Source organism: Brevundimonas sp. CURTG3B2_SDJG (genome assembly GCF_057364705.1).
Genome location: NZ_JBNFOJ010000570.1, coordinates 1 through 633 on the forward strand (window position 1 = coordinate 1; position 633 = coordinate 633).

Genomic DNA, 633 nt, shown 5'->3' on the forward strand with positions numbered 1-633 from the left:
CGGGGGGGTGTAGGGGCGGGCCCGAGCGGCCGGCCGTCAGCGTCAGGCCCGAGCCCGAGTGGGCGGCGGCGAACAGACGGGCGGATTCCTCGGCCGACGGCAGCATGGCCGCCGCTGACAGGGTCTTGGCGCCTTCCAGGCGAACATCGCGGTTCGGGATGTGAGTGACGGCCCAGCGGCGGCGGGGGTCGCGGCGTTCCTGGATCGTATAGGCGTCGCTCTCCACCCCGTCGGCGATGACGCGCATGGCGGCGACGTCGCGGCTCAGAGTCTCGACGATCAGGCCGGCGGCCAAGTCGGCGCCCGGCAGGGTCGCGGCGGTGGCCGGATCGGCGATCAGGCGGGCGACCATCTCCTGGCGAATGGCGGGATCGACGGCGTAGGTGCGCACGCCCTGCACGAACTCGGGCGACTGCAGCGCCAGGATCGAGCCGTAGGCGATCATGCCGCGCGACAGCTGGGCGGGCTCGTAGGCCGCGCCCTTTCGGATCGCCGACTGGATCGACTCCGCGTCCTGGAAGCCGCCGGCGGGGATAGTGCCCACGTCGCGCATGAAGGAGACGTAGATCGACGCGGCCTGGGCCACCCCCTCGTTCAGGGTCAGGGCGGGCGGCGGCGGAGGCGGGGGCGCGG

At 73.6% G+C, this 633-nt stretch carries 1 pseudogene; it reads right to left on the bottom strand.

Going from position 1 to position 633, the window contains the following annotated elements:
• Nucleotides 1-633, bottom strand: a pseudogene (locus AC2W7C_RS18715) (hypothetical protein); the annotation flags it as partial.